The organism is Halomonas sp. E14 (assembly GCF_052568415.1).
This window is the reverse complement of the sequence record NZ_CP199423.1, coordinates 1,371,487-1,390,421: the sequence shown is the minus strand read 5'-3', so window position 1 is coordinate 1,390,421 and position 18,935 is coordinate 1,371,487. Positions and strand designations below refer to the sequence as shown.

Below are 18,935 nucleotides of genomic sequence, written 5' to 3'. Positions count from 1 at the left end.
CTACTCTAGTTTGGAGAGAAGTCAAAAAATTCCCTGGCCAGAACTTGCCATGAACGAGATTTCTTGGCTAGAAATTCAAAAAGCTCAGCAAGGCCATATGCATCCGCATACGCCCACACCTCGCATGTCGCGCTTAACTGACCAGGGCTCAGCTCAACCTCAAAGTAATCGCCGCGGTGGCTGAGAAAAATTTCGACACTCTCAGCGACAACATGATCGCTAGCTAAATCTTTATCGATGCAAGAGCCACACAAAATCATATATTCGCGATCAAGCCTTGCGAGTACCTTTACAACTTGGATAACGCGAACACCCCCAAAACTTTCCATAGCGCCCGGAACGACGTTGCATTGAAGAGCCGCAAAGCGGACAGATTAGAGAACTAGTCGCGGTGGTTACGTGCGGCGGCGTAGGAGTAGTGACACGGGAGGCTCTGGGCGATTGTGGTGTTGGTCTCGGCGGCGGCACCGTCAGCGCAACGGTTGAAGCCGGAATCGAAACGCCCAGCTCACGCAAGTCTTGTTCGGCTTGTGCTCGGGTTGCAAGAGCATCCGCAAGTCCCCTATCACTATTGGCCTTGGCAGGCAGCGCATCAAGGCGGGCCTTGGCGTTTCTCAGGGCGCCCAGCCCGTTGCGGATCATGGATTCAAGCCTGGCCTTTTCCACTGCGAAACGACTGCGCAGTGCCTTTTCATCGGCAGCGTCCTGAGCGTTCGGTTTCGGATCATAATTGAACCGGGACTCGTAACCTCGCCGCCATGCCACCAACTTACCAGTCATCACGTCACCGAACCCCGGAACGCGCAGGACGTCATTTCGAGTTACATCGGCAGCTGTTTCTATACCAAAGGATATGAGCATTGCGGTTTTTGCAGGGCCAATGCCAGAAATGTTCGCATGGCGTATCGAGAAACGGTCAAGGTAAACCTGCCTCTGACGCAATTCTCGGTCGGACTTCAGCACCATCAACTCGCGCCTCAGCACGTCTTCTTGGCCTTTGTAAGCCGCGATAGCGACATCGAGATCGCTGCGCACCTTCATAATCTCTGCAATGCTATTGCGCTGAACAAAGGCGTTCAATTCACGCTGAAGGCGCTCATCGGCATCCCTAAAGGCTTTCTGGAATGGACCAGATTCAACTTCACGACCAGAGAAAGTACCCCACCCCCAAATGGCCAACACAATCCACACAATAAATGCTGGAGCGGCGTAGATGAAACCAGTGGCGGCCCCACCCATCATGATCAGGCCGAGTAAAGCACGCCCGCTCTTTCCGCTCTTAGCTTCGCGGAGTGCATTACTGCCATCACGCGGCGTAGCCGTAGCGGAAAGCAAGTCCGCGACCGTTGGCAAGCGGAACTCCAAAATCTCGCGAATTGCCATTTCCATACCGTGCGCATCGGCCGGGATATTCGGTTCAACCGCAGCTAAATCAGGAAACATGTCAAAGCCACTGTTACCCGCTAGCTTGCACCAGACACAGCCTACGAAATTTCTGTGATAATAATGTGTTTTGACTTTGCTACAACGATTGAGCGAGCCTTCCAGGCAGTTGAGGGCATAAATCCATTCCAGTGCGGTTGGACGGGCGCCTGGTGACAACCCAAATGCCTTTTCGAATGTTCTGGCGACCACATCCGGAAACATCTCCAGTGTCAGAGAGCCGGGAGGAGGGGTAGTTTGGGTTGCGGCTTGGCGGGTGAGCGAAAAGGCGAACCGATTCTGGGCAATGGCATCGCCCATCGAAATATCTGGCCCGTTGTAACGCCCTGCATATGGGTGACGGCCCATGAATAGAAGATGAAAAATCGCAACGGCCAGTCCAAAGTTATCATGCTCTACGGTTCTCTGAACGGATGCGAGGTTCTTGCCGTGTAGTTCGGGAGGAGTAAAGTCCGGGACCCCGACAACGCAAGGATAGGATTTCCCGTTGAGACTGAACTGAAAGCTATCTGCATCAATTAAAGCAACAGTCGCATCCGCCGCAACAAGCACGCCGGAATGGTTCAAATCACCAATGATGCATCCAGTCTGGTGCACTTTACCAACGGCGCGCGCGACGTTAAGTGCAGCATGTATAACAAACCTATAGTCCACCTTTGGAAAATACCGCTGGCGTGACTTCGGGCTGTATAGTTCGTGCAGCGGACGATAGCCTGACACAAGCCGCATGACAAAACCAAGAAAGTTGCCATGACGATCATGCACCACCTCACCGGGATAGGCAACGAGGTCTGTCTTGACGGCAAGGCCTTCACCTACCATTGCCCGCACCTTATCTTCACGTTTAGCACGCAAGGTGGTGTTGTAGATTTTGACGGCCAGCCCGGGACGATTCTTGATCGCGTAAACCTCCCCTTCCCCGCCCTTTCCAATCAACTCAGCAACTGAAACCCGATCCTTTCCGATGACAATTTCCTGCATGCTCATCCTCCAGTAATGAGAATCAACGTCTTATCATCATCGGTACGCTCGCAAACGGAAGGGCCGGAAAGGTAGGCAGCCAGCTTCGCCGATAGCTCGACAAGGTGTCCTTCGCCTGTAGCAGAATCAACCGGACGAATCATCGGGTCTAAGAAGCGCGTATACGCAGCCATTTCCAGATGTGACAACGCCAGGTCGCCCACACCATCAGAAAACAGCACGAAGGCACTATGTTCTCGCGGGTGGCGAATGATGTTCAGGCGTGGTTCGGGTTCATCGGTGACAAAGTATGTACTGGATGCGTATTCGCCATTCTCAGGCCAGCAAAGCACTTCCCACTCCTCTCCTTTCCTTCCAACAATGGCGCTATCACCTATGTGTAGAGTGACCGCTTCATCCGGGACAACAACGATTGCCGCCAACGTTGCGGCAAATTGGCGAGGTACGGTGTCTCGTCGGGCTGCTACTGCGGAAATCCATACCCTCAGTTCATCTATCCAGCTCGACAAGTCCTCATCGGTTGGCAACTCAGGGGTTCGTTTAACCCATTCGCGAAATCGAACAGAGAGGAAGCGACAAGTAAGCCATGCGCCAAATGCCCCGAATTTGGCGCTGCCAGCACCATCCGACACAACAGCGAAAATGCAGCCATTGCCCAATTCAGAAACAGCGTAAGCATCTTGTAACCTAGCGCCATTCTGAATGTGGGACGTACCGACTACTGATGAGGACACCCACCGCCAAGTCACAAGGTCATCCTGCTACAGCCCAGCCATCCGGGGCGGTTGGATTTTTGAGCGGAACGACTTCTCCTGGATTTGACTGCGAAACAGCACTCAGGGAGCTTGATAGCCATTTGAATAGCTCTGAGAAGGCCAGCCCATTTAGCTTGAGCGGCTGACGCGTTGCGATTTGACCAAGAATACTCATATCCGCTTGTTCCACTCCAACGGCGTAGAACATAAATTCCTTGCGTTCCTCACCTTGGTGAACGCGCCGCTTAGCCTCTTCCCAACTGTCGGTCGGGGCTCCATCAGTAATCAGGAACACCCACGGGCGATAGTATTTTACACCATTCTCACGGTAACGGTCTTTCCGCTGGCGAAGCATGTCCAAACCAGTCACAATTGCTTCACCCATTGGGGTTACACCCTCCGCCACCAGCGTTTCGGGATAAAAATAATCTACCGTGGCAAAGTCGGATTTAATCTCAACAGGCCCGAACGTGACCATAGCCAGTTCCACACGCTTTGCAGCCATCGGATCATTCATAAGCTCCTGCCGTAAAGTCGCCAGCCCCTCGTTCAGCTCCGAAATCGGCATACCACCCATGGAATAAGACGTGTCCAGCAGAAGAATTACTGGACAACGCTGCTCCGGATTTTCAGCGAACTCAGCATCGCTGAAGGGTTGTTGGTCTAACTCATCCATATCCACATCCTCTTTTATGACTCATTTAGGATTTTTCCAACAGCAATTCGTGCTACTCAGCTACAGCAGCTACTAACATATAGTTCATCCAGCTGCCAATCAACACACTATTAGGCGAGAGCATCGGAAGATGCATAAAGCCTAAATACAATGACCTACAAAAACGAAACTACCGCTCCAAGCGCTCCACAACATTCCAAACCATCTTCAAGGAAGGGTCAACTAAGTTAAGGAAAAGAAGCATACGGAAATTACAGAACGAACTTGATAGGAAAATCCAAAAACTTACACCTTATCACCCAACCCAACAAAAAATTAATTAACAGCCAACCCCCACAAAGAAGCCAGCTTTAAAATAGTTCACTTTGGCCATCCGAATCTTCATAATAGAATATATTTTCGATAATTATTGTTGGTCTTCGATCAAGCGAAACCGCGCTATGATTGTGTCTAGCCACGTAACCTTCAAGAAGACACTTATTGAATAGAGCAGGCTTAAAACGGACTATAGTTCCTTCAGCTGGCACACAGTTCAAAATATGACCCTGATACTCGAAGCCTACAGTATTAGACGATTCATTTCCGCGAGTCAACTTACCTTCAAGCTTTACGCACTGACCGTGTTTTAGCTCAGGGAATAAAATCTCTTCTTGAACATCGCCCTCTTCAGAAGACGAAAAAATTCTTCGTTCCTCTTGGCTAACTCGCTCTTCTAGAATTTTTCCATTCTTTCGGACGCCAATAGCCAGGATGCGCTCTTCTCGGACTGGCTCAACGAGCTTTTCAAGCATAGATGGTGGAATACCTTTGAACCATTTCAAATATTCGACATTTACAAACACCATTTCCCCTTTTTCATTAGGGATACCAACCATTGTGTTATCTTCTTTAAACCTGACTTTACTTAAATCCCAGCCTCTTGTTTTGCGTGTGTGCTTTGCGAGTGCAATGAGTTGTCTCAACGCGTCAGCTGATTTACGAAATACATCTGAAAAACCTAAATCTGAGAAGTCTTTTTCGGCCATTTTTTCGCCGGCTTTCTTAGCGTATCCGATTGCAAAAGCTGCTCCCACAGCTGTACCGCCAGCCAGAAGCACTGCTACCCAAGATCCCTTCTCGATTCTAACGGGAATCTCATAGTTCAGTTTCGCAAAATCGGGGGATTGTTTGGCGTTAAAGTAACGTATTGACTGGTCAAAATTTACCAAAGCAGTACCAGCTGCTCTAGCGTCAATGACACCATCCTCTACGGCTTTGCCATAATATTTGAGATATCCGATTTCTTCCATGGGCTATCCTTTGATAATTAACGCCGACTTTGGGGCGGCACCTGCAGCCGCGAGGCGGCGGAAAAGCCTCCCCAGCCCGGGGTCCCTGATATGCTTTCGTAACTGGCGCAACGTCATGAAGCTGGTGGCGTGGAGCAATTCTCCCTTCAGTGTTATGAAGAACGACTCCACTTCGGCATTATCAGTACACTGTCCCGGGCGGTTCATGCTGTGCCGTGCCCGTTGTTGATTCAGCAGCTTTTGGGTTTTGTGAGCCCGGTGTCAACGTCAGTGAAGGCCTCACGCAGCGTGGCTCGGACACAGTCTCCACTCAGCCTCTCTCCCAATCGCCAGCGTGACAGCATGAAGGGGTGAATATCCAGTGCTTCGGCAACGCCTTTGACGCTCCGGTGGGCCTGGTGGCTCCACTCCACCGCTTTGACTTTGGACTCGGTGCTATAGCGTTGCGTTTTCTTCCCCGTGAGCATCTCGGGCATCGGTTCTCTCCTGTTGGGGAGTTATCGATGCGTGTCCACTGGGGTGGGGGAACTCCAGGGGCGACAACAGCCGATTGTTATGCTTTACCAAGATCCTTGTCGGAAGCAGTAACTACACTTTGTATACCTGACTCATCTAAGGCGGCTTTTAACTTTAGAAGCGCATCATTAGCTTTGCCTTGGTCATAATGCGAGTCATGAGGCAATACATTAGAAGTCATTGCTATGTTTTCGGCACTTTTAAAGATGGCTATTTTAGTATCACCATTTCTTAAGCAAAATTTATGACCCCCGGGGATTCCTAGTTCCTCAAAAGACCAGTCATTAACATCTTTCAAAGCATCTTCAGCAGAAACCCCATCAGGGGTATAGATCAAAATATTTCTCATTTCATTTATTTTAGGATCAGTCATTTTGCCTTCCTATGTCCAAAAAGATTTGTGCGGCATATGGTGCAGCAAGCATAACGCCCCACTCACCGGCATTTTGGGAGCGCAGCGAGTAAAATTTCCGTGTGCAGTGGCTTGTTAGCAGTATCACTCTCTGATGCTTGCCAGCTCTTGCTCGCTGAACTCAACTTCGCTAACCCGAAGAAGTCCGCTAGCAATTGCTGGCTCGAAATTTTCCAAAAGCCTATCGAATCCGCCATTTCTTGATGGCTCCTCTTCAGGAATATTCATTAGCACCAGCTCAAGATAAGCATTAACATTTTTAGTTGCCTTGTAGTGGGAGATCTTGCTAAGCATCACATAGAGGCGATCTCGATACATAAATGGCATCCCTCTATTTGGCCTAAACTCCACAAAGATTTCGTAGTCATCATCTCTGTAATAAGCATCATAGATTGGTTGAATATTACTCACAGGGTCAATGCCATGGAACTGCGTAGTTAGCTTGGCTTCCGTTATTATATTTGACTGATGGATTTTCTTTGAAGTCAAATATTTTGATAATGACAACTTCTCGGCTTCCCGCCAGTTATAGCTAACTCTGACTGGTACCGTTGACTCTGCTCTTGTCGGGGACTGCTCCGAGCTTTTACTCTCTTCTACTTCTTCGTCTGATGCCTTGGTTACGGTCGGTGGTGCATGATAGTCGCCGTACACATTGGTATGACTTTGGTTTTGTGTGTTATTGCTCGTGACAGAAATTAATTGAGTTAAAAGGTCGCTGTTCTTTTTCTCTAGCGTTTGAACCTCTTTTTCTTTCCTTTTGACCTCACGAGAGATCGTGAGCAATTTTCCAAGAGAGAAGTTATCAAACGATTCGGCTAGCACAAGTACTAATAAAAGAAACAGGAGAAATACAACGCCGTTATTTAACTCGCCTTTCGGTTCAACCCAGACATAGTTAAATATTACCATCGCAGCCAGCAGCAGGCAGAATATTGAGATCAACACCCTGACGAATGTGGACGTCTCTTTCATTTCAGATTGACTCATAATTTTCCTTGTACTGCTAACAGATATTATATAGCACGCTCACTTCTTCTCTTGAACGCGCAGGCGCGCACAACAATCTTATCTAGCCTGCTGCTTCTCACCTAACCCATTGATATCTAATGAGCTAAGAATAACTAGGCAATCTATGCAGAATTCGCACGCGTGCACCTTTTTCCGATTCAATATACTGCATGCGTATCAACTAATAGGGCGGGATGTAGAATAGGTCATGACGCGCCACAGCCCTGGTTACTGTTAACCTAATCCTAAACCAGCCCAAAGTCGCGCCATCTCCCCCGTATAAAGAACCCACCCAAACACCCCACAATTCACCAACACCCCACACCAAAATATGGCCTGAAACGGCTGCTTCCTGGTTTTGTGCCGAAACAGTCGCTGCGCTACCAGCGCACCGGGCCAGCCGCCGATCAGGCCTGCGAAGAGCAGCGTGGCTTCCGGTGTGCGCCTTCTGCCCTTCCCTGCTGCGGCTTTGTCGATGCCGTGCATGGCGAAGGTGATCACGCTCAGCAGTGCGTATGCTGCCAGGAGCGGCATTGGCGCGTGCCCGGTAGCGATCAGGGCTGCCAGGAGCGCGAAGAACGCAGCGGTCATACCGCATGCCAACATCAGCCCTTTGGAGCGCTGGGGTGAGTGACGTGCCGCTTTCAGGTAGAGCGCCTTCTGCGCTTTCGGTCTGTTTTGGCTATCTTGTGTCAGGTGGTAGGTAATCGGCTCGTTGACTGTTGGCCGGCGCCCATCGCGGGGAAAGGCGCTGATGTGTACGAACACGCGAGGGCCACCTGCGGCTGGCGTAATGAAACCGAAGCCCTTGGCGTCGTTCCACTCGGTGAGTTTGCCTTCATGGCGCATGGGTTATCTCTTCTGAATCAATAGATTGTCAGAGAATACCATGCGCGGTCGAAACTATTTGAATTCAGTAAGTTACTGGGAAATGTAAATAGGACTGATTTCGTCTGGCGGGGAAGTTGGGAGTCGGGGCACGCTACCGCCCCTGCTGGCAGAATGGATGATGATTCGCATCATCCTAATGCGGCAGTCCTTGCGTATATGTGGTCACCTAAGCTATCTACTGCAGCTTTTTACCAACCGTAACCAACCGAAACGCTTAGGGCAATTCCAACAAAAGCATGAGGCGGGATAAGACAACCATTTTTGATTTAAGTCGGAAGCGAAAAAACCCGAAGGTGAGTAGCCACCTTCGGGTTTCGTTCATTGCAGGAATGGATTCTGCTTTGGCGCTTCAGCTCAGCGGTGCAGGTCGAAGCGGTCGTTCTCCATGACCTTGACCCACCCTTTCACGAAGCGGTCGATCATGCGCTCCTCACCGCCGTTGGCGGCGTACTCCTCGGCGATGGCGCGTAGCTGGGAGTTGGAGCCGTACACGAGGTCGACGCGGGTGGCGGTCCACTTCTTCTCGCCCGACTTGCGGTCGCGGCCTTCGAAGCGCTCTTCGCTGTCATCGAGCGGCTCCCACACGGTGCCCATACTGATGAGGTTGACGAAGAAGTCGTTGGTCAGCTGGCCGGGGCGGTCGGTGAGGATGCCGTCGTTATTGTCACCCACGTTGACGCCGATGGCCCGCATGCCGCCAAGCAGCGCGGTCATCTGCGGTACGCTGAGGTTGAGCATGAAGGCGCGGTCCACCATCAGGTGCTCGGCCGGGATGGAGGTCGCCTGGGGCTGCATGTAGTTACGGAAGGCGTCGTGCCTCGGCTCCAGGTAGGCGATGGTATCCACCTCGGTCATCTCCTGGGTGGCGTCGGTGCGGCCCGGGGTGAACGGCACGGTGACGTTGTGCCCCGCCGCTTTGGCCGCCATCTCGACGCCGACGCTGCCGCCCAGCACGATCATGTCCGCCAGGGAGATGTTGGCGTCAGAGTCGTTCTTGATCTGCTCGAGCTTGTCGATCACCTCGAACACGCCGGAGCGCTTGTTGATATCCCAACCGGTTTGCGGTTCGAGACGAATACGCGCACCGTTGGCGCCGCCGCGGTGGTCGGTCTGGCGGTAGGTACAGGCCGAGGCCCAGGCGGTGCTCACCAGCTGCTTGGCGGTAAGGCCGGAATCGGCGATCTGCTGCTTGAGCGTGGCGATCTGCTGGTCGTTGACCAACGGCCCCTGGTGTGCGGGTACCGGGTCCTGCCAGATCAGCTCTTCATCCGGCACATGGGGGCCGAGGTAGCGGGCTTGCGGGCCCATGTCGCGATGCAGCAGCTTGTACCAGGCGCGGGCGAACTCGTCGGCGAGCACCTCGGGGTTATCGTGGTACTCCTTGGAAATTTCGAGATAGGCGGGGTCGGTGATCATCGCCATGTCGGCGGTGTTCATCACCGGGGGGTTCTTCTTGCCTTCCACGTGGGCGTCGGGCACCCAATAGCCTTCTTTCACCTCAACCGGTTCCCACTGGTTGGCACCGGCCGGCGACTTCTTGACCTCCCACTGGTGGGCGAAGATGGTCTTCAGGTAGGTGTGGTCCCACTTGGTCGGGGTCGGGGTCCAGGCGCCTTCAAGGCCGGACGTCACGGTGTACTCACCGAGGCCGGTCTCGTTCTTGTTGGCCCAGCCGAAGCCCTGCAGGTGGATCTTCGAGCCTTCCGGCGCTTCGCCCACGGCATCCGGCGAGCCGTTGCCGTGCATCTTGCCGAAGGTGTGGCCACCCACGGTAAGTGCGACGGTCTCACGGTCGTTCATGCCCATGCGAGCGAAGGTTTCGCGCACATCCTGGGCGGACTTCAGGGCGTCCGGCACGCCGTTGGGGCCTTCGGGATTGACGTAGATGAGGCCCATCTGCACCGCGGCAAGGGGGTTGTCGAGCACGCGGCTGCCGTCTTCCCAGCTGCCGGTGTAGCGCTCGTCGTTGGTGGCGAGCCATTCGGTCTCGGGGCCCCAGTAGATGTCATCCTCGGGCGCCCAGATGTCGGAGCGACCGAAGCCGAAGCCGAAGGTGCGAAAGCCCATCGTTTCCAGCGCACGGTTACCGGCGAGCACCAGCAGGTCGGCCCAGGAAATCTTCTCGCCGTATTTCTGCTTGATGGGCCACAGCAGGCGGCGTGCCTTGTCCAGGTTGCCGTTGTCGGGCCAGCTGTTGAGCGGAGCAAAACGCTGGGCACCGGTGCCACCGCCCCCACGGCCATCGAGCGCACGATAGGTACCGGCGGCGTGCCACGACATGCGAATGAAGAACGGGCCGTAGTGGCCCCAGTCGGCGGGCCACCAGTCTTGCGAGTCGGTCATCAAGGCATCGAGATCGGCGCAGAGTTCGTCGACGTTGAGCTGGGAGAACGCCTCGCTATATTTGAAGTCGGGCCCGAACGGGCTGGCATCGGGGTGCTTCTGGTGCAATACGTTCAGGTTGAGCTGGTCGGGCCACCAATGCTCATTGCCCTGCAGACGGGACGTGGTGCGCGCCCCATACTCCCGGCGTGTAGGCTTCTGATCCGTCACGGTGTGTCTCCTCGGCAAGATGGAGGCCTACAGGGCTTGCGAGGCGATGGCATGGCATCGCTTGCTTTGTTGTTAGGCGCTTCTGAGCAGCGTCAGAAGAAGAGGCAATACCCTGTAAACCGGCACATACAGTGAAGGATTCAGACACGCAACCGTCAAGCTGAGGGGAGGCTTTCGCCTTGATAGGGGCAGCCTATAACGGGTACTACATCAGCCCAGCAGCAGCCCTCGGTCGATCGGCCGGAACTCGCTTGCCGCCTTGATCAAGGAGGCGGCAGTGAGCTGAGGCACACCATAGACTTCCACCCGCTTGCCCTGCACATGGCGGATCTCCTGTGCCAACAGGTCGAAATCGCCATCACCGGAAACCAGCACCACGACATCGGCTTGCTGGGCATAGCGGATGGCATCGAGGGTGATGCCGACATCCCAGTCGCCCTTGGCGGAACCGTCGGCACGCTGGATGAAGGGCTTCAGCTTCACCTCGAAGCCGATGGCACGCAGGATATTCTGAAACTCTCGCTGCTTTGGATCGCCCCGGTCGATGGCATAGGCAAAGGCACCAACCACCTCCCGGCCACCGGTCGCTTCCTTCCAGAATGCGTTGTAATCGAAGTTACGCCGATAGGCTTCCCGCACCGTGTAGTAGACGTTCTGGACGTCGACGAATATCGCCACCTTGTCCACTGGATCCCCCTTTATCTCGCTCAGATGGCACAAAGCGCAGCGCCCCGAGCCAGTATGAACCGGCCCGGGGCGTTTGTGTGCTTCGCCGTTGCAGCTGTTGGCTGGCTTACAGGGCCACGCCTGCGCGCCTGGCGCGGTGGGCGTGCAGCTTCTTGTAGCTCTCGATCAGGCGCTGGTGCTTCTCCAGGCCTTCGAGCTGCATGTTGGTGGGCGTGAGGCCATGGAAGCGCACCTCGCCAGTCACCGAGCCGACCACCGCGGCCATGGTGGTCTCGCCGAACATGCGGGTGAGGTTGTGCCGGTAGTCGTCGAGCTCCAGCTCGTCGTCGAGCACGATCTCCAGCACAGCAGCCATGGCCTGGTAGAACAGGCCGCGCTCCACGGTGTTGTCGTTGTACTGCTGGAACATCTCGACCCGCTCCAGGGCCTCTTCGTGCTGGCCCAGCGCCAGGTGGATCAGCAGCTTCAGCTCGAGGATGGTGAGCTGGCCCCACACGGTGTTCTCGTCGAACTCGATACCGATCAGGGTGATGATGTCCATGTGCTCGTCGAGCTGGCTCTCCTCCAGGCGCTCAAGCAGCCCGGCGAGCTGCTCGTCGCTCAGGGCGTGGAGGTTGAGGATGTCCTCACGGTAATCCAGCGCCATGTTGGTGTTGTCCCAGATCAGGTCCTCCACCGGATACACCTCGGAGTAGCCCGGCACCAGGATGCGGCACACCGGGGCGCCCAGGTCCTCGTGCACGGCCATGTAGGCCTCGAGGCCCAGCTCTTCCAGGATACCGAACAGGGTGGCTGCTTCCTCGTCGTTTGTGCCGGAGAAGTCCCAGTCGGCGAACTCGAACTCGCTCTTGGCACTGAAGAAGCGCCAGGAGACCAGCCCCGAGGAGTCGATGAAGTGCTCGACGAAGTTATTGGGCTCGGAGACGGCCTGGGAGTTGAAGGTCGGCGGCAGGAAGTCGTTAAGGCCCTCGAAGCTGCGGCCCTGCAGCAGCTCGGTGAGGCTGCGCTCCAGCGCCACCTCGAAGCTGGGGTGCGCACCGAAGGAGGCGAACACGCCGCCGGTGCGAGGGTTCATCAGGGTCACGCACATGACCGGGAACTGGCCGCCCAGCGAGGCGTCCTTGACCAGTACCGGGTAGCCCTGGGCCTCCAGCGCCTGAATGCCTTCGAGAATGCCCGGGTAGCGCTCGAGCACCTCCATGGGCACGTCGGGCAGCGCCAGCTCCTGTTCGAGGATCTCGCGCTTCACCGCCCGCTCGAAGATCTCGGAGAGACACTGCACCTGGGCTTCCGGCAGCGTGTTACCCGCGCTCATGCCGTTGCTGAGGTAGAGGTTCTCGATCAGGTTGGAGGGGAAGTAGACCGTCTCGCCGTCCGACTGGCGCACGAAGGGCAAGGCGACGATGCCCCGCTCACGCTTGCCGGAGTTGGTGTCGATCAGGTGCGAGCCGCGCAGCTCGCCCTCCGGGTCGTAGATCTCGCGGGTGGTGTCGTCGAGGATGCCTTCCGGCAGCTCGTCGTTGGGCCCGGGCTTGAACCACTCCTCGTTGGGATAGTGCACGAAGGCGCTGTTCGCGATCTCTTCGCCGAAGAACTGGTCGTTGTAGAAGAAGTTGCAGCTCAGACGCTCGATGAACTCGCCCAGCGCCGAGCACAGCGCGCTCTCCTTGGTGGCGCCCTTGCCGTTGGTGAAGCACATCGGCGAGGCGGCATCGCGAATGTGCAGCGACCACACGTGGGGCACGATGTTGCGCCAGGAGGCGATCTCAATCTTCATGCCCAGCTCCGCCAGCATGGCGGACATATTGGCGATGGTCTGCTCCAGCGGCAGGTCCTTACCCTCGATCCAGGTGTAGGCGTCCTCGTCGGGCTGCACCATCAGCAGCGCCTGGGCGTCCTCGTCGAGGTTCTCCACCGTCTCGATCTGGAACTCGGGGCCGGTCTGCACCACCTTCTTGACGGTGCAGCGGTCGATGGAGCGCAGGATGCCCTCGCGGTCTTTCTCGGAGATGTCTTCCGGCAGTTCGACCTGGATCTTGAAGATCTGGTTGTAGCGGTTCTCCGGGTCTACGATGTTGTTCTGCGAGAGGCGGATGTTCTCGGTGGGGATGTTGCGCGCCAGGCAGTAGACCCGCACGAAGTAGGCCGCACACAAGGCGGAAGACGCCAGGAAGTAGTCGAACGGGCTTGGCGCCGAGCCGTCGCCCTTGTAGCGAATGGGCTGGTCGGTGATGACGGTGAAATCGTCAAACTTGGCTTCAAGTCTGAGATTTTCGAGAAAATTGACTTTGATTTCCATGACGGGCTACCGATGGGGAAGTGTTGCTGGCGCAGGCCGAGGCGCGCAGTTTAACACACCGCCCGGGGCCTTTCGGTAACCGGCTATGCCTGAGGCGCCCATCCACGGCGGTAACAAAAGTGCGACCTGTACTATCTTCCGCCGGTTACGTCCAACTGCGTGCCGGTAGAGTACGAGGCTTCATCGGAGAGCAGCCAGAGGATGGCGCGGGCCACCTCTTCCGGCTGGCCGCCGCGCTGCATGGGCACGCCCGCTTTTACCCGCTCGACCCTGTCGGGCTCGCCGCCGCTGGCATGGATCTCGGTGTAGATCACCCCGGGGCGTACGGCGTTGACCCGAATGCCCTCGCCCGCGACCTCCTTGGCCAGGCCGATGGTGAAGCTGTCGATAGCGCCCTTGGCAGCGGCGTAGTCGACGTATTCATCCGGCGCACCGAGCCGCGAGGCGATAGAGGAGACGTTGACGATCGCCCCACCCTGCCCGCCATGGCGGGTCGACATGCGCCGTATGGCCTCGCGGGCGCAGAGAAAGCTGCCAATCACGTTGGTGGTGAGTACTCGGTTCAGGCGCGCAGCGTCCATCTCCGCCACCCGCATCTGCCTTTCCAGGATACCGGCGTTGTTGACCAGCGCCGTGACCGGGCCGAGCTTTTCGTCGACTTCGGCGAACAAGCGTTCCACGTCGGCCTCGTGGCCGACATCACCCGCTATGGCTATCGCCTCACCGCCCGCTTGGGCAATTTCATCAACCACGGCCTGTGCTGCCGCCTCGTTGTGGCGATAGTTGATGCACACGGCGTAGCCGCTGGCCGCGGCCAGGCGGGCGGTGGCCGCGCCAATGCCCCGGCTGCCGCCGGTAACCACCAGGACCTTTTTCAATGTGCTTCCTCCCGCACGGGCCAATTCGAAGGGGGCTTATTGCTCTCCTCCGGTCCCACTGTAAGAAACGCCTCATGAAAGGTAACGCTACACTGCGGAACACGATCGCCGAAGGGCAAGGCGAAGAAATACTCCTCTGGCACTCCCTCGTAGACGAGCCCAGGCACAAGACGGAACCCGAACTTGACGTAATACTCAGGGTGGCCGACGAGACAGCAGCCATGGGCGCCTATGGCTTGCAGCCGAGCCAAGCCCTCTTCGATCAGCGCCTTGCCGATACCCTGCCGCTGGTATTCCGGCAGTACGGAAACCGGCCCCAAGCCATACCAGCCCGTGGTGTCGTCCGAGATGCTTATCGGCGAGAAAGCGATGTGGCCCACCACCCGACCTTTCCTCTCCGCCACCAACGATACTGCCAAGGCGCCAGCGGCGCGTAATTCGGCGACGATGAACTGCTCGGTATAGCTGCTGTGTTCCATTTCTCGAAAAGCCGCGACAGTTAGGTCGTGTATGGCATCGATATCGGCAGCTGTTTCTTCACGTATGGCGATGTTTGCTTCCATTTAGGTGTCCCATGGCGGCAGAAGGCCAATTTAGCTACGGTCGACGATTCTGACGATCCGCTCTCCGCCGAACGTGAACTCGGTGGCACCATTAAGTTCGAGCAGGCTGCCCGCCTTCGGCCCGCCGGGAATGTCCTGTGCCAGGCGGCCGCGGTAATCGATCTCGGCCGTGGCGCCGTCCTGGTTGAAGACCAGAGAAGTCACACGCTGAAAGCGCTCGGTGAAGAGCCCCTTGGCCCGCTGTGCGAGCAGGCGGAACTCCTCGAGGCCGCTGGCCGAGGCGGTCAGCTCCTCGCCCGAATAGTTCTCGAACTCGACGTCCGGTGCCAGGACGGCCAGCATCCCTTCAATGTCGAAGTCGTTATAGGCAGCGATATACTGCTCGATCAGCTCGCGTTGCTTCGATTCGTCCATGAAAGCTCTCCTGACAGGTCCTGGCGGGGAAAATGCTCAGTTCAGGTATTGATTGCGTTAGTGAAGGTTAGCCGGTTGCCGAACGGGTCGGCCAGCGTCATGTCCTGGCTGCCCCAAGGCATTGCCTCTATGTTCGGCTTGGCGGCCGACAATGAAGGATGCCTGGGCATTGGCCGCCCTGACCTCCATGCTGGTGCAACCCGCCTCGCCACTGAAGTAAGGAATCGCCAGATGCCGCCTGCGGAAGATTCGAACGTGCCGGCAGCCTCGAACCGTCGCCTGCGCCTGGTGTACGACGGCAAGTGCCCGATGTGCCGGCGTTACGTACGCTGGCAGCGCATCCGCCGTGACGTGGGCGAACTTGAACTGATCGATGCCCGGCAGGACAGTGAGGCGCGCCGCGAACTGACCGCCATGGGCGTCGACCTGGACGAAGGCTTTGCCCTGCAGATTGGGGAACGCTGGTATCACGGCAGCGAGGCCCTGCACCGCCTCACGCTGCTCGGAACCCGCAGCGGCCTGTTCAATCGCCTGATGTATCGGCTGTTTGCCAGTCCCGAGCGCACGGCTCGGCTCTATCCCCTGTTCCGAGCCTGCCGCGCCGGCCTGCTTAAGGTGCTGGGAAGGGGCGCCATCGACAACCTGGGGCGAAAGTAAGCCTGGCTGGCGGAACGCTCAAGGCATTTCCAGCCCCCTGCGCTGATGCCACTCGGCGAGGCTCTCCTCGGGGTAGCCGGCGAAACACTGGTCGCCCTCCTTCGCCTCGACCTCCACCCAGGCGGCCTTGCTGTCCAGCAGCAGGTGAACCCGCTCCGGCGGCACCGGCAGCTCGGTGTCGATGGCCGACGCAAACGGATGCACAAGCTCGGGCCAACTGGGATCGTAAACCCATAGCGCCGAGGCGCAATGTTTGCAGAAGTGGCGCTCGCCGCTGCTCTTCTGGCCGTCGATCACGGCATGGTATACGCCCTGGTGCTCCGCTCCCTCGACCTGCAGCGTCTCGGTGCGGCCGCTCAGATTGATGGCGTAGCCGCCACCCCCGGCCGTCTTGCGGCAGATCGAGCAGTAGCAGCGCTGATACGGGTATGGATGCGGCGACTCGACGCGGAAACGAACCGCACCACAGTGGCAAGACCCTTCGAGCAACATGGTTCTCCTCCTTGGCGGCAAGCCGAGACCGGTTCAGCACGGGACTGGGCCGTACCTCGGCAGACACGCTACGCTCCTGTATAGCCTTTCAACCAACATGGACCCGATGGTCCACCGGTAGCAAGAGAGGAGCGCAGCATGAGCCCACGCATTCTGATGGTCCTGACCTCCCACGACCGCCTCGGCGACACCGGCGAGCCCACCGGCTTCTGGCTGGAGGAGCTGGCGGCACCGTACTACGTTTGCCTGGACGCCGGCGCCGAGGTGGTGCTGGCCTCGCCCAAGGGCGGCAAGCCACCGTTGGACCCGAAGAGCGACGCCGAAGAGAGCCAGACCGACGCGACCCGCCGCTTTCAGCAGGACGACAAGGCCCAGCAGGCGCTGGCCAATACGCACAAGCTGGGCGAGGTCAGCGCCGACGATTTCGACGCCGTCTTCTACCCCGGCGGCCACGGTCCGCTGTGGGACCTGGTCGACGATGCGGATTCGATCCGCCTGATCGAGACCTTCTGGGCGCAGCAGAAACCGGTCGCCGCCGTATGCCACGCGCCCATCGTGCTGATTCATGCCCGCGACACCGAGGGCAATCCGATCCTCCACGGCCGTGAGGTCACCGGCTTCACCAACGAAGAAGAAGAGGCCGTTGGCCTTACCGAGGTGGTGCCGCATCTGGTGGAAAACGCTCTCAAGGAGGGTGGCGCCCTCTATTCCAAAGCCGAGGTCTTCGCCCCTTACACCCGCCAGGACGGCAAGCTGATCACCGGACAGAACCCGCCCTCATCGGAGCCCACCGCCAAGCTGCTGCTGGAGGCGCTGGGCAAATAGGCGCCTGGCCACGCTACCGGCCAGCCTCGGCCGGTAGCGATTCTCTCGCTTGCACGTCAATTTCCTTCAATACCGCACCACGCCGCCACCGGCAGACTAGGCCATTGCCACCCAGGAGGATGACGATGAGCCTTGCCATGATTTTGCCAATGTCGGCGTTTGCCCTTGCGGCTTCGATCTCGCCCGGGCCGGTGAACCTGGTATGCCTGAGCAGCGGCACCCGTTACCCCCTTCCCCAGGGGCTGGTGTTCGTCACTGGCGCCACGCTGGGCTTCATTGCGCTGTTCATAGCCGTGGGGCTGGGACTCTATTCGGCACTGGCCCTGGTGCCGGGCCTCGACCAGGCGCTGCGCTGGGCCGGCGTGGCGTTCCTGCTCACCCTGAGCTGGCGGCTGTTTCGCGACGATGGCCGCCTGCCCGACAACGAAGCCCAGCAGGCGCCGGGGTTCATGACGGGAGCCTTGATGCAGTGGCTCAACCCCAAGGCGTGGCTGGCCTCGGCATCGGGCATCGGCGCCTACACCAGTGGCAGCGACCTGAATCAGGTGTTGCTGTTCGCCGCCCTCTATCTGCCGATCTGCTGGCTGTCACTGGGCAGTTGGGTCTATGCCGGCGCCTTCCTGCGCCGCTATGTGCATCGCCCGGCGGTATTGATGACGGTCAATCGAACGCTGGCGCTGCTGCTGGCCGCCAGCTGCCTCTATCTATTGCTCGGGTGAGAGCTTATAGCTCGGGTGAGAGCCTATTGTTCGAGTGAGGGTTGGCGGTACTGCTGCGGCGTGGCGGCCACCATCCGCTTGAAGGTGCGCTGAAAGTGCGGCTGGTCGGCAAAACCCGCGTTCAGCGCCGCTTCGGCAATCGGCGTGCCGTTCTTCAGCTCGTGCTGGCCGAGCTGGACGCGCCGATTGACCAGATAGGCATGCGGTGTGAACCCGAAATGGCGCTTGAAGGCCCGGATCAAGTGGCCGGCACTGTAGCCGCTGCGCTCGCACAGCTCGTCCAGGGATATTTCCTCGCTGGCGTGCTCATCCAAATAGGCCGCCAATGCCGTGAGCGTGGCCGGCGCCCGGGCTAACGGCCGTGCCGGCTGGCCGGCCAACTCGTGCATCAGCGCCGACAGGTACTCCACCACTTCGGTTTGCTTGTCGAGCAGGTTACGCGTGGGGTCCAGCAGGCAGGCCGCCATGCGGCAGTACCCCTGGTACCACTTCTCTTCATTGATCACCGCGGTGGCGATGTCCTGCCAGTAGGGTGCCTCCAGCAGCCCCGCCTGGCAGCGCAGCGCGGTCAGCCACTCGGTATCCACGTAAAGCATGAGATAGCCCCAGGGCCGATCCTCGAGGGCACTGCAGGCGTGCAGCCAGCCGGGATTCATCGTCACCAGGGTACCGGCACTGACGTGATGACGCTCGTTCCGGTAGCGAAAGGTACTCTCTCCCGCCGTGATCGCCCCCAGCGACCATTGGGCATGACTGTGCGGCGCATAGCAGACCTTGCGTCCATCCTCTACCTTGCGCAGCTCCACATGGGGCATGCGCGTATCGCGCCAGAACAGTGGCTTATCAGGGAGCGTCATGGTGAGTTTCCTTACCG

20 protein-coding genes are annotated in these 18,935 nt (G+C 57.6%); 3 read left to right on the top strand and 17 right to left on the bottom strand.

Annotated features, from left to right (window positions below):
* Window positions 1-270: 270 nt before the first annotated feature.
* The 15 genes from ACT7B3_RS06435 to ACT7B3_RS06365 all read right to left on the bottom strand — a co-directional run bounded on the left by ACT7B3_RS06435 (window position 271) and on the right by ACT7B3_RS06365 (window position 15,368).
* Window positions 271-2,424: a topoisomerase DNA-binding C4 zinc finger domain-containing protein gene (locus ACT7B3_RS06435; protein WP_445157279.1), complete on the bottom strand. Its 2,154-nt coding sequence runs from the start codon at window positions 2,422-2,424 to the stop codon at window positions 271-273.
* Window positions 2,425-2,426: 2 nt separating this feature from the next.
* On the bottom strand, window positions 2,427-3,173 hold the full coding sequence (locus ACT7B3_RS06430) for a PP2C family serine/threonine-protein phosphatase (RefSeq protein WP_445157278.1): 747 nt from the start codon (window positions 3,171-3,173) through the stop codon (window positions 2,427-2,429).
* 4 nt (window positions 3,174-3,177) lie between these two features.
* Entirely contained in the window at window positions 3,178-3,855 is a 678-nt protein-coding gene (locus tag ACT7B3_RS06425) for a vWA domain-containing protein (RefSeq protein WP_445157277.1), read from the bottom strand.
* A 350-nt stretch (window positions 3,856-4,205) separates the two neighbouring features.
* The gene (locus tag ACT7B3_RS06420; RefSeq protein ID WP_445157276.1) at window positions 4,206-5,144 is read right to left on the bottom strand and encodes a hypothetical protein; all 939 of its coding nucleotides are present in this window, start codon (window positions 5,142-5,144) and stop codon (window positions 4,206-4,208) included.
* Between the two features lie 3 nt (window positions 5,145-5,147).
* The gene (locus tag ACT7B3_RS06415; RefSeq protein WP_445158850.1) at window positions 5,148-5,378 is read right to left on the bottom strand and encodes an integrase core domain-containing protein; all 231 of its coding nucleotides are present in this window, start codon (window positions 5,376-5,378) and stop codon (window positions 5,148-5,150) included.
* A complete protein-coding gene (locus tag ACT7B3_RS06410) occupies window positions 5,375-5,620 on the bottom strand; it encodes a transposase (protein ID WP_445157275.1) in 246 nt (81 codons plus the stop codon). Before ACT7B3_RS06410 ends, ACT7B3_RS06415 begins: the two co-directional genes overlap by 4 nt.
* A gap of 77 nt (window positions 5,621-5,697) precedes the next feature.
* Entirely contained in the window at window positions 5,698-6,033 is a 336-nt protein-coding gene (locus ACT7B3_RS06405) for a hypothetical protein (RefSeq protein ID WP_445157274.1), read from the bottom strand.
* 123 nt (window positions 6,034-6,156) lie between these two features.
* Window positions 6,157-7,062, bottom strand: a complete 906-nt coding sequence (locus ACT7B3_RS06400; protein ID WP_445157273.1) for a hypothetical protein — start codon at window positions 7,060-7,062, stop codon at window positions 6,157-6,159.
* A gap of 255 nt (window positions 7,063-7,317) precedes the next feature.
* Window positions 7,318-7,932, bottom strand: coding sequence for a DUF1294 domain-containing protein (locus ACT7B3_RS06395; protein ID WP_445157272.1), 615 nt, complete (start codon window positions 7,930-7,932; stop codon window positions 7,318-7,320).
* A 396-nt stretch (window positions 7,933-8,328) separates the two neighbouring features.
* Window positions 8,329-10,527, bottom strand: a complete 2,199-nt coding sequence (katG, locus tag ACT7B3_RS06390) for a catalase/peroxidase HPI (protein WP_445157271.1) — start codon at window positions 10,525-10,527, stop codon at window positions 8,329-8,331.
* A 210-nt stretch (window positions 10,528-10,737) separates the two neighbouring features.
* Complete coding sequence (locus tag ACT7B3_RS06385) at window positions 10,738-11,214, bottom strand: LabA-like NYN domain-containing protein (RefSeq protein ID WP_444677965.1); 477 nt, start codon at window positions 11,212-11,214, stop codon at window positions 10,738-10,740.
* A 106-nt stretch (window positions 11,215-11,320) separates the two neighbouring features.
* A complete protein-coding gene (locus tag ACT7B3_RS06380) occupies window positions 11,321-13,513 on the bottom strand; it encodes an OsmC domain/YcaO domain-containing protein (RefSeq protein ID WP_445157270.1) in 2,193 nt (730 codons plus the stop codon).
* 131 nt (window positions 13,514-13,644) lie between these two features.
* Entirely contained in the window at window positions 13,645-14,391 is a 747-nt protein-coding gene (locus ACT7B3_RS06375; RefSeq protein ID WP_445157269.1) for an SDR family oxidoreductase, read from the bottom strand.
* Window positions 14,388-14,954, bottom strand: coding sequence for a GNAT family N-acetyltransferase (locus tag ACT7B3_RS06370; RefSeq protein WP_445157268.1), 567 nt, complete (start codon window positions 14,952-14,954; stop codon window positions 14,388-14,390). Before ACT7B3_RS06370 ends, ACT7B3_RS06375 begins: the two co-directional genes overlap by 4 nt.
* Window positions 14,955-14,984: 30 nt before the next feature.
* Window positions 14,985-15,368 (bottom strand): nuclear transport factor 2 family protein, encoded by a 384-nt coding sequence (locus ACT7B3_RS06365; protein WP_444677967.1) that lies wholly within the window; start codon window positions 15,366-15,368, stop codon window positions 14,985-14,987.
* Between the two features lie 231 nt (window positions 15,369-15,599).
* On the opposite strand from ACT7B3_RS06365, the gene ACT7B3_RS06360 reads away from it, so the two are divergent.
* Window positions 15,600-16,025: a DCC1-like thiol-disulfide oxidoreductase family protein gene (locus ACT7B3_RS06360; RefSeq protein ID WP_445157267.1), complete on the top strand. Its 426-nt coding sequence runs from the start codon at window positions 15,600-15,602 to the stop codon at window positions 16,023-16,025.
* A gap of 18 nt (window positions 16,026-16,043) precedes the next feature.
* On the opposite strand, the gene ACT7B3_RS06355 is transcribed toward ACT7B3_RS06360, so the two are convergent.
* Window positions 16,044-16,517 carry a GFA family protein gene (locus tag ACT7B3_RS06355; protein ID WP_445157266.1) on the bottom strand — a complete coding sequence of 158 codons (474 nt, stop codon included), beginning with the start codon at window positions 16,515-16,517 and terminating at the stop codon, window positions 16,044-16,046.
* 138 nt (window positions 16,518-16,655) lie between these two features.
* Between ACT7B3_RS06355 and ACT7B3_RS06350 the strand changes: the two genes are divergently transcribed.
* Both ACT7B3_RS06350 and ACT7B3_RS06345 read left to right on the top strand, forming a co-directional pair.
* Complete coding sequence (locus ACT7B3_RS06350; RefSeq protein ID WP_444677969.1) at window positions 16,656-17,342, top strand: type 1 glutamine amidotransferase domain-containing protein; 687 nt, start codon at window positions 16,656-16,658, stop codon at window positions 17,340-17,342.
* Window positions 17,343-17,467: 125 nt separating this feature from the next.
* On the top strand, window positions 17,468-18,061 hold the full coding sequence (locus tag ACT7B3_RS06345; RefSeq protein WP_445157265.1) for a LysE family translocator: 594 nt from the start codon (window positions 17,468-17,470) through the stop codon (window positions 18,059-18,061).
* Between the two features lie 23 nt (window positions 18,062-18,084).
* Here the strand turns inward: ACT7B3_RS06345 and ACT7B3_RS06340 are convergent, their stop codons facing one another.
* The gene (locus ACT7B3_RS06340) at window positions 18,085-18,918 is read right to left on the bottom strand and encodes a helix-turn-helix domain-containing protein (RefSeq protein ID WP_445157264.1); all 834 of its coding nucleotides are present in this window, start codon (window positions 18,916-18,918) and stop codon (window positions 18,085-18,087) included.
* Window positions 18,919-18,935: the final 17 nt, after the last annotated feature.

What these genes read in the sequence shown, in the direction of transcription:
- ACT7B3_RS06340 (WP_445157264.1), bottom strand. Translation starts at nt 18,918, where the DNA reads ATGACGCTCCCTGATAAGCCACTGTTCTGGCGCGATACGCGCATGCCC.
- ACT7B3_RS06365 (WP_444677967.1), bottom strand. Translation starts at nt 15,368, where the DNA reads ATGGACGAATCGAAGCAACGCGAGCTGATCGAGCAGTATATCGCTGCC.
- ACT7B3_RS06410 (WP_445157275.1), bottom strand. Translation starts at nt 5,620, where the DNA reads ATGCCCGAGATGCTCACGGGGAAGAAAACGCAACGCTATAGCACCGAG.
- ACT7B3_RS06380 (WP_445157270.1), bottom strand. Translation starts at nt 13,513, where the DNA reads ATGGAAATCAAAGTCAATTTTCTCGAAAATCTCAGACTTGAAGCCAAG.
- ACT7B3_RS06425 (WP_445157277.1), bottom strand. Translation starts at nt 3,855, where the DNA reads ATGGATGAGTTAGACCAACAACCCTTCAGCGATGCTGAGTTCGCTGAA.
- ACT7B3_RS06370 (WP_445157268.1), bottom strand. Translation starts at nt 14,954, where the DNA reads ATGGAAGCAAACATCGCCATACGTGAAGAAACAGCTGCCGATATCGAT.
- ACT7B3_RS06345 (WP_445157265.1), top strand. Translation starts at nt 17,468, where the DNA reads ATGAGCCTTGCCATGATTTTGCCAATGTCGGCGTTTGCCCTTGCGGCT.
- ACT7B3_RS06350 (WP_444677969.1), top strand. Translation starts at nt 16,656, where the DNA reads ATGAGCCCACGCATTCTGATGGTCCTGACCTCCCACGACCGCCTCGGC.
- ACT7B3_RS06405 (WP_445157274.1), bottom strand. Translation starts at nt 6,033, where the DNA reads ATGACTGATCCTAAAATAAATGAAATGAGAAATATTTTGATCTATACC.
- ACT7B3_RS06360 (WP_445157267.1), top strand. Translation starts at nt 15,600, where the DNA reads ATGCCGCCTGCGGAAGATTCGAACGTGCCGGCAGCCTCGAACCGTCGC.
- ACT7B3_RS06395 (WP_445157272.1), bottom strand. Translation starts at nt 7,932, where the DNA reads ATGCGCCATGAAGGCAAACTCACCGAGTGGAACGACGCCAAGGGCTTC.
- ACT7B3_RS06400 (WP_445157273.1), bottom strand. Translation starts at nt 7,062, where the DNA reads ATGAGTCAATCTGAAATGAAAGAGACGTCCACATTCGTCAGGGTGTTG.
- ACT7B3_RS06435 (WP_445157279.1), bottom strand. Translation starts at nt 2,424, where the DNA reads ATGCAGGAAATTGTCATCGGAAAGGATCGGGTTTCAGTTGCTGAGTTG.
- ACT7B3_RS06355 (WP_445157266.1), bottom strand. Translation starts at nt 16,517, where the DNA reads ATGTTGCTCGAAGGGTCTTGCCACTGTGGTGCGGTTCGTTTCCGCGTC.
- ACT7B3_RS06420 (WP_445157276.1), bottom strand. Translation starts at nt 5,144, where the DNA reads ATGGAAGAAATCGGATATCTCAAATATTATGGCAAAGCCGTAGAGGAT.